The organism is Bradyrhizobium sp. JYMT SZCCT0428, assembly GCF_018131075.1.
Lineage (GTDB): Bacteria > Pseudomonadota > Alphaproteobacteria > Rhizobiales > Xanthobacteraceae > Bradyrhizobium.
The window spans coordinates 1-8,208 of the sequence record NZ_JAFCLS010000115.1; the positions used below are offsets into that span (position 1 = coordinate 1).

Annotated in this window: 7 protein-coding genes and 1 pseudogene; 2 read left to right on the forward strand and 6 right to left on the reverse strand. The window is 59.0% G+C overall.

Annotated features, from left to right (window positions below):
• Window positions 1-396 (forward strand): annotated as a pseudogene (locus tag JQ575_RS43195) (tetratricopeptide repeat protein); the annotation flags it as partial.
• Between the two features lie 84 nt (window positions 397-480).
• Here the strand turns inward: JQ575_RS43195 and JQ575_RS43200 are convergent.
• The 5 genes from JQ575_RS43200 to JQ575_RS43220 all read right to left on the reverse strand — a co-directional run bounded on the left by JQ575_RS43200 (window position 481) and on the right by JQ575_RS43220 (window position 5,677).
• Entirely contained in the window at window positions 481-1,455 is a 975-nt protein-coding gene (locus JQ575_RS43200; RefSeq protein WP_212039228.1) for an ABC transporter substrate-binding protein, read from the reverse strand.
• A gap of 194 nt (window positions 1,456-1,649) precedes the next feature.
• Complete coding sequence (locus JQ575_RS43205; protein WP_212039229.1) at window positions 1,650-2,648, reverse strand: ABC transporter substrate-binding protein; 999 nt, start codon at window positions 2,646-2,648, stop codon at window positions 1,650-1,652.
• 208 nt (window positions 2,649-2,856) lie between these two features.
• Window positions 2,857-3,882 (reverse strand): ABC transporter substrate-binding protein, encoded by a 1,026-nt coding sequence (locus JQ575_RS43210; RefSeq protein ID WP_212039230.1) that lies wholly within the window; start codon window positions 3,880-3,882, stop codon window positions 2,857-2,859.
• Window positions 3,883-4,175: 293 nt separating this feature from the next.
• Entirely contained in the window at window positions 4,176-4,991 is an 816-nt protein-coding gene (locus JQ575_RS43215; protein WP_249167304.1) for a DUF2182 domain-containing protein, read from the reverse strand.
• A gap of 17 nt (window positions 4,992-5,008) precedes the next feature.
• Complete coding sequence (locus JQ575_RS43220) at window positions 5,009-5,677, reverse strand: DUF1326 domain-containing protein (RefSeq protein WP_212039231.1); 669 nt, start codon at window positions 5,675-5,677, stop codon at window positions 5,009-5,011.
• A 698-nt stretch (window positions 5,678-6,375) separates the two neighbouring features.
• Between JQ575_RS43220 and JQ575_RS43225 the strand changes: the two genes are divergently transcribed.
• A complete protein-coding gene (locus tag JQ575_RS43225) occupies window positions 6,376-6,810 on the forward strand; it encodes a hypothetical protein (RefSeq protein ID WP_212039232.1) in 435 nt (144 codons plus the stop codon).
• A gap of 99 nt (window positions 6,811-6,909) precedes the next feature.
• Here the strand turns inward: JQ575_RS43225 and JQ575_RS43230 are convergent, their stop codons facing one another.
• Complete coding sequence (locus JQ575_RS43230) at window positions 6,910-7,902, reverse strand: ABC transporter substrate-binding protein (RefSeq protein ID WP_212039233.1); 993 nt, start codon at window positions 7,900-7,902, stop codon at window positions 6,910-6,912.
• Between the last annotated feature and the right edge of the window lie 306 nt (window positions 7,903-8,208).

Genomic DNA, 8,208 nt, shown 5'->3' on the forward strand with positions numbered 1-8,208 from the left:
CACGGCGGCTGGGTACATTCAGCAGCTGGCCTTCCGAACGAAGCAATCAACATGTTCACGCGCGCCCTGCGGCTGAGCCCGCGCGATCCATTCCGTGGTTATTGCGAACTAGGACTCGCCATTGGCTACCGCGACGCCGGGCATCCGGAAAATGCGCTCGCGTGGGCACGACGCGCCATCCTGACGTTGCCGCAATTGGCGGGCGGCTATCGAGCGGCAGCCGTGGCGCTCGTCGATCTCGGCCGAGTCGACGAGGCGCGCGATATGATCCGGCAATTGCTGCAGACCCAGCCCCATGCCCGCATCGATCCTGACTTTGTTCGCCGCCAGAACCGCAATGAGTCCACGACCGAATCATGGATTAGAACGCTGCGGCAGGCGGGTCTCCCAGACTGAACGGCGTCGGGGCTTAAGGAGACCGTTGAATGTCCGATTGAGGTCATTCGCGTTGGTTCGCCCGGACCACCGCGACTTCCGTCTTTACTCGATCACCTCATCGGCACGTAGCAAGAAGGACTCGGGTATCTTCAAGCCGAGCGCCTTGGCGGCTTTCAGATTGACGATGAGGTCGAATTTGACTGGTTGCTGCACCGGAATGTCGGCAGGCCTTGCGCCGCGCAGTATCTTGTCGACGAACTCAGCTGCGCGACTGAACAGGTCGGGGAAATTTGCGCCGTAAGACATCAGCCCGCCGGCATCGACAAATTCCCTGAAGCCGAAGATCGTGGGGATTCGTTCCTGCGTGACTGCTTGAAGTATCTGGGCCTTGTTCGAATTCACCAGCGGCTCGCTCAACACGTAGAGCGCGTCCGCACGCCCCTTGAGCCGCGCCAGCGCCGGCGCGATATCCTCTGCGGTGCGCAACTCCAGGATGTCCGCTTCGATGTTCAGCGCGGCCGCCGCCGTCCTGATAGTTGCCGTTTCCCGCTGGAAACCGGACCCGGCAACATTGGCGAGCGCGGAAAGGCGGCGCATCTGCGGAACGATTTCGCGCAACAGTTCGATGCGTTTGCTGGCCAGATCGCTCGGCTGAACCGTCAGCCCCGTGACGTTGCCGCCGGGCTGCGACAGGCTCTTGGCAAGGCCAGTGGCAACGGGATCGTTGAAGGCGGCGAACACGATCGGAATGCTCCGCGTGGCCCGGCTCGCGATGTTCACCCCGTTCGCCGAACTTACGATGACATCGACCTTGCGCTGGACGAATTCGGCAGCGAATTCCGCCATGCGGTCATTGTCGCCCGCCGCCCAGCGGTATTCGATCACGACGTTGCGGCCTTCGGTCCAGCCGAATTCTGACAGCCGCTTGGCGAATGCCGCAACCCAAGCCCCGTGGGAAGCCTGCGAGCCGGGCACAAGAAATCCGATGACCGGAGATTTGGCAGTCTGGGCGCGTACCACTAGTGGCCATGATGCCGCTACGCTACCGATGAGCGTGACAAACTGGCGTCGATTCATGACTGATCCTTACCGTCGACACTGGCGGCCGACGGTAAGCTTTTTGTGGTGCAGGTCCAGCCGTCTGATGTCCGCTATGGGTCATTCGCGTCGGTTTAAACGGACCACGGCAGCTTCCGGTCTAACTCGGTGAACGGACATGCTCAGGATAGGCGGGCATGTCTCAATGGTGCCAACAGCGGAAGTCGGCTGACTTATTCAATCACATCGTCGGCGCGGGCGAGCAGCATGGGCGACAGCGTGAGACCGAGCGCATTCGCGGTCTTACGATTGATGACGAGTTCATACTTGGTTGGCTGCTCGACCGGCAAGTCAGACGGCTTTGCGCCCTTGAGTATCTTGTCCGCATAGCCAGCGGCTCGCCGATACAAATCAGCTACATTCGGCCCGTAGGACATAAGGCCCCCGCGCTCGACAAAGTATCTGTTGGCATGCATCGTAGGCAGCCGGTACTTCGCCACCAAGTCCACAAGGCGTTGCGGCTGGCTGTCATACACAGGCGTCGGCAGTACAAGGAGAGCGCCAGCGCCTTTCGCGGATATCTCCAAGAACGCTTTGTCGAAGTCAGCCACACTTCGCGCTTCGACGAGTTGAAGCTGCAGGCCCAACGCTTGCGCTGAGACGCCTGCTTCCCTCAGCCTGTCCTCATTGGTGCGGTCGGGCACAGAGTCTGGCTTCCAGAGCATGGCAATCAGACTGACCTCCGGAACAACCTGTTTGAGCAGTTCCAAGCACTTGCCGACCAGATCAGTGGCGACGATGGAAAACCCCGTGACATTGCCACCGGGTCGAGCCAAGCTGCTGACAAGCCCGTCAGCTATTGGATCGCCAACAGCACCGAAAATGACAGGAACAGTCGTCGTCGCTTGCTTGGCGGCAAGGGCGGCGAGTGTGCCTCCGGTGGTCACGATGACATCGACCTTGAGCGCAACCAGTTCGGCCGCGAGAATGGGAAACCGTTCCACCTTCCCCTCCGCCCCGCGATATTCGATCAGGACGTTGCTGCCCTCGACGTAACCGAGTTCACGCAATCCTTGACGAAACGCACGCAAACCCCACGCCCTTGGTTCGCTCGGGTCGACGCCGCCGCCGTTGAGGATGCCGATCACAGGCTTTGACTTCTGCTGCGCTCGCGCCACTATCGGCCACGCCGCCGCGACGCCGATCCCTGCGATGAACTCCCGCCGCTTCATGTCCGACCCCTCTGCCGCGACGTGCTCCAGTGTAACGGGTTTGCTGCATAGGGCCAAGCGGCTCAATGTCCGCATCGGGTCATTTTCGGAAGTCTATACCGATACGGCCGACTTCCGATCTTCCTCCAGGAGCAGACACCGTGACGACCGGTCGGCATGTCCGAAAGGTGCCACTTCCGGACTCATGCACCGCAGCAAAGTGGGGCAATTACTCGATCACCTCGTCTGCCCGACCGAGCAACGCGAGCGGAACTGTAAGGCCAAGCGATTTTGCAGTTTTCGCGTTGATGACAAGCTCTATTTTTGTAACCTGCTGTACAGGCAAGTTTTCAGGTTTATCGCCCTTCAGCACGCGCACAACAAACTCTCCGACCTGCCGATAAGCATCGGTGTAGTTCGTTCCGTAGCTTATCAAGCCGCCATCGGCGACGTATTCGGCGATGGCATACATAGCTGGTAATTTGTGGTGTGCCGCGAGCGCGATTACCTTCTGACGATTGTTCTGGAATAAAGCATCGCTGTTGACAATAAGCGCGCCTGCGCCTGCGCCTGCGCCTGCGCCTGCGCCTGCGCCTGCGCCTGCGCCTGCGCCTTCGCCTTCAGCCCTTGCGAAACTCTCATCCAAGTCAATGGGGTTGCTTACGCTGAACAGGAGCATCTTCACACCGAGGGCTTCCGCTGCTTGTTGCACACTCTTATGGGAAGTATCTTCTGATGTGATGCCGGTTCGAGTGTAGAGGAATGCAATGGTCTTTGCTGCCGGTACCAGCTCGTGAAGGAGCTCTAGCCGCTTGAAATTCAATTCTGGCGTGAGAATAGAGACGCCCGTGACGTTGCCGCCCGGTCGGTTCAGGCTGTTCACAAAGCCGCTTGCCGACGGGTCAAAGCCGGTAAAGAAAATAATCGGGATGGATGTAGTCGCAGCCTTGGCAGCAGAAACAGCCGGCCCCGAGAAGGCAACGAGGGCGGCCACCCGCCGCTGAACCAGGTCTCCGGCCATCCCGGGCAGCCGATCTTGCTGATAGTCGGCCGCGCGATATTCAATCGCTAGATTCTGTCCTTCAATGAAACCCACTTCGGCCATGCGAGTCTTGGCGGGCGCAAAATTCGCGCGAACGGCGTCTTGGGATCCAATTCCGAGAACCCCTACGATCCGTGAAGCCTGCTGCCCTCGTCCCGTTGATGACCACAGGGCAGCACCAGCAGCCGCCAGGATGAGATCGCGTCGTTTCATATCCACTGCCCAGGAATCCGGCGAATAGTATCCGTCCAAATTAATCTGGCAAGCGCTGCGGCGAGAACCCCGGCGCATGTCCGCTCCGGGTCAGCCTCGGACGTCGCGGCACGGTGAGGGATGTCCGTCCTACCTTCGACAGCAGACATCGACGGGCCATGGCGACAAGTCCGAAAAGTGCCAAGAACGGAAGTCCAGCCCTACCCCTTTCATGAGTCCGGCCAACCCCCGAAACCGGACGTCGTAGCACTGCAACGCGACTAGATGGAGTGCTCATGCGAGAGCACTCGGAATCAACGAAGGTCAAACACTTTGCTGCCGGCGCTCGCCACCAGGCATACGCCCCAAACGACCAGCGCCCCCCCGACGGCGTAGGCCAGCCAGTGGCCGATCGGCAAAGTCTTTTCGAGCAGGACCAAGGCTGCAAGCCCCCCGACCCACCAAAGATTCATCACACCGCCAAAAAACAGCAGCGCCATTAGGAACGAGCAGCATCCCAAGCAATAGGCACCGTGTGTCAGGCCCATACGGAACGCACCAGCGCGTCCGACACGCCAGTGAGCGGCCAGGAAGCTGACGGGCGAACGACACTGGCGCAGGCAGGCATGCTTGATCGGCGAAATCTGCCAAAGCCCGGCGGCGATCAGGATCGCGGCGCCGAGCCAGGCCGTGGTGGTAACCATCATTGCCGACAGCAGTCCGCTTTCTTCCAGCCCCCATTGCATAGCGACCGCCCCCGCACTGAAACAGGCCCAAGCTGCGAAATACCCTGAGGCGAAGATTCCGGTCGACACCCACTGCCGTTCAGCCGCTCGTTCACGCTGGCTGACGCGCGCGAAAATCAGCAGCATCGGCGTGGCGCTCGGCAGCATCATTGCTACCATCATCACAAACCACATCAACAACATCAGCGCAGCATAGCCTGCCGTCCAGATCGCCGGCGTCATTACCATGTCTCGCGGCATGCGCGTCATCTCGACCGCGCTCATGTCCATGCCGGCGCCGAGCGCAACCCAAAACCACGACAGCGCGATGACCGAGAGCAACCCCACCACCACGATCACCCGGTCGCGGTGCAGTACCTTTTCGAGCATCGACGGCAGCTTCATCGCCGCAGTGAGGTCGTCTATGGCCGCCCGAATTTCTGCTTGTATTCGTCGTACGAGTGGACGAGTCCGTTCGGATCCCAAGCAACATTAGCAAGCGAACTGTGCCGGCGGTTAAGATCGAACTTGATCGCGCCGATCCCCTTGGCGAATCCAGCGGCGCTCTCGGCTTCATGGAATACCCAGCCGTTGGGCAGCACCGTGAGCATGCGGTGCTCCTCGTCGGTCACCGGATTGCGGATCGGCTCGCTGTTGGCCCTGACAATGTCCGGCACCTCAATGCGTGCGGAGCGCTTTGCCAGGTCCCATTCAAAAGTGATTTTCGAGAACTGCGGGTCCTTGATGGTCTCGATAATGGTTGAAAAAATTTGGAACATCGTGCCGGCCTTTTGGTCCTCGCCGGACAGGATATAGAACAGCGCGTCCCGCTGCTCGTCGTTGGCACGCTCGTCGATGATCGGCTGTAAGACGCCGTGGCCGTGGTGGATGGCTCTGGGAAAGTAAAAAGTGGCCACCACAGCGAGACCGTCGAGATTGAGTTTCTCGCAATGGCCCTTGTCGATCTTGAAAGCCACCAGGCCGGTGCAGATCCCGTATGTCGGATCGGCCATCGACTCGCATGGACAGCCAAGGTCGCAACTGCAGTATTCAACGTACTTAGCTTCGATGCGCCAATCACGTCCAGCCATGAGATCCTCCTCTTAGCTCCCGAAAGCTCAGCCCTTATGTCTCGCTGGACCTCACCTGGAAAGGTCAACCGCGAGGCCGTCTCTCGAACCGAACATCATTGGCAGCCCACTCTTCAATGCGAGACTTCCCAATGCCATTAGATGTTCCGACCGTCTCGGATCTGGCGGCACTAGGAGTGCGTCAGAGAAGCCGACGCAACCCCTAGGTACTGGATGCGGTAATCTCACCCGCCGACTGTTGCACCCGCTGCCAGCGGCCAAATTGCCAATGCACCGCCAATCAAGGTAATGAACTAGGCCCTCGCGTGCCTTCCCGAAGAACACACTGGCGTTAGGTTTAGCCTAGCACTTTGCTACCGCACGGTTAAGCGACAAAATCGCCGCAACCGGTTTGGAACTAACTAGGCTCGATGTCAGCTAAGGGTCAGCCTCGGACGTCGCGGCACGGTGAGGGATGTCCGTTCTGCCCTCAGGAGCGGACATCATCGGGCCGCCTCGGCAGGTCCGGAAAGTGCATCAACAGCGGAAGAGGCTCAGGTTTTAGATTAACCCGTCGGCGTGGGCGGACAAGGTTCCGATCAAAAGCTTGTCCCAGGAATAAAGCAAAACACGACATCCCCGAGGCCAAGCTTCAAAGCCCAGGGCCAGGTAACCCGCCGGCTACAGAGGTGGCTACGGCCGTCAGGACTCTCGCGATCATGCTCGACTTTCGCCGACGGAACGACGGTCCAATAGCCGTCACCGCCGACTTTGCGGGCAACCCAATTACCGTCTTCAACCCTAGATTCTGCTGGCGAACAGTCTTGGTTGTCGCAACATGGCACGGTGCGATTGTCTGGCATCATCCAGGTGAAATAAAACCGCTCATGGATGGCCTGATCATGCGGTGGATGGTGATGTTGCTGCGCTATGGCGGAGTTGGCAGCGAGAATGAGGCTGCTCGCGGCCACACCAGCAGCCGCACACGTAGCAAAGGTGGTGAAATCCTGGCGGCGCATGGCGGGCCTACTAAGAACACGCGCAATCCGATGCCCGGAACCTTAACACTTTGCGAGAGCAAGGCCACCCCACACATCAATAATCGACCGGCGCGTCCATATGCGAAGCCTGTTGTGGATCAAAAGCTGCCCTGACCACCCGCAATTCCAACTTCCGCTTTACCCCAGAAAGTGGACTCAACTCGGACATCGCGCCATGTCCGAAAAGTGCCAATAGGCGACAATCGAACCCGGCTATTCGATCACTTCGTCGGCGCTGGCGAGCAGTGTTGGCGAAATACTCAGCCCCAATTCCCTCGCTGTATTCAGGTTTATAATAAGTTCGAACTTGGTTGGCTGCTGGACTGGAAGGCTGGCTGGAGAGGCACCTCTGAGGATCTTGTCGACGTAGTCTGCGGCAATGCGATACGCACGCTTCTGGTCAGGTCCATAGGCAATCAATCCGCCCGCTGCAGCGCATTCTCTTGGTCCAAAGATTGCGGGTAGCCGAGCCTTTGCGACACGGTCGATGATTTGCTGCAAAGCTCCAAGCAGCACAGGGTCCTCAAAGACCAACATGCTCGCGGCTCCAGCATCGATGGCTCGATCAATTGCCCTCGGCACTTCGTCCACCGTTCTTGCATCGAAGACTGTAAACGGAATCTCCATGATCGTGGCTGCTGTTTTGACCTGCTTCAGCGCGAGCGCAGTGTAAGGGGTGTCAGGGTTACCAAGCACCGCAACCAGCTTTCTCCCCGGGACAAGGTCGTTGAGCAACTGGAGTTTCTTGGCCGCAATATCAGCCGCTAGGGCGCTCATGCCGGTGGCATTTCCTCCCGGCTCTCGCAAGCTTTTGACCAAGCCTGCCCCGACTGGATCACCAACTGAGGTAAAAACGATCGGAATACTGCGGGTCGCGGCGATCGCGGCCTTTGGCGCAAGCGTTCCCCATCCCCCGATCAGTACGTCAGGGCCGGCGCGAACAAGCTCGGAAGCTAGTTGTGCCAACAATTCTGTGCGGCCTTCGGCTGACCGGTAATCCCAAACCATATTCTGCCCTTCGCGGTAGCCCAACTCTTGCAACCTCTGCAGAAGTGGTTTGGCATACGTTGTATTCTCGCCAGACAGCAAAGCGAGGTAGGCAACTCGGTGCTGCTTCGTCGATTGCTGTGCCTGCGCTGCAAATGGCTGCAGGATCGGCAAAGCCGCCGCCCCGCCTACAAGGCCGATAAATTCGCGCCGCTTCATGCCCGTCCCCAAAGGACCGGGCCACAGTCTAACCGCAAACAGATGTTCGGGAAGGGTCAATAAATTGCCAAGGCTTGGCTTTCGGCCCGATGTCCGTTCCGGGTCATTCGCGTCGGTTCGCTCGGACCACCGCGACTTCCGGTCTACCCCGGTGAACGGATATCTCAGGATAGGCAGGCATGTCTCAGGGGGCCAATGGGCACAACTAGTACAGATACTTCACCAGTCGCCCCCAGCGCTGTTCATCTTCTCTCGGAGGACCAAGGAAAATTGATATATCGATCACGGGTATCATAACAAATATTA